The sequence below is a fragment of the Bacillus sp. IS1 genome (assembly GCF_032461585.1).
Lineage (GTDB): Bacteria > Bacillota > Bacilli > Bacillales > Bacillaceae > Bacillus > Bacillus velezensis.
This window is the reverse complement of the sequence record NZ_JAWCWR010000030.1, coordinates 1-411: the sequence shown is the minus strand read 5'-3', so window position 1 is coordinate 411 and position 411 is coordinate 1. Positions and strand designations below refer to the sequence as shown.

Annotated in this window: 1 protein-coding gene; it reads left to right on the top strand. The window is 46.2% G+C overall.

Annotation, left to right across the window (positions count from 1 at the left end; translation table 11 throughout):
• The coding region (locus tag RUW00_RS22825; RefSeq protein ID WP_315956829.1) for an alpha-amylase family glycosyl hydrolase at positions 1-411 on the top strand (411 nt) is incomplete at both ends.

The window sequence follows — 411 nt, the reverse complement described above, 5'->3', positions numbered from 1 at the left end:
CCCATGGGGCGACCGAAAGTGGCAAAAGAAAAAGAAACAAAAAAACGTATATGAAAAACCGATTTCCATCTACGAGCTTCATGTCGGTTCGTGGAAAAAGAAAGCGGATGGGCGTTTTTTCACATACCGGGAACTGAGCGAAACAGTCATTCCTTACGTTAAAGAACACGGATTCACACATATCGAGCTGATGCCGTTGACAGAGCACCCGTTTGACCGTTCATGGGGCTATCAAACAACGGGGTACTACAGTCCGACGAGCAGATATGGCGAACCGCATGACTTGATGTATTTTATCGATCAGTGCCATCAGCATGAGATCGGCGTTATTATGGATTGGGTTCCCGGCCATTTCTGCAAAGATGACCACGGCTTGTATTTGTTTGACGGTATGCCGCTGTATGAATATTC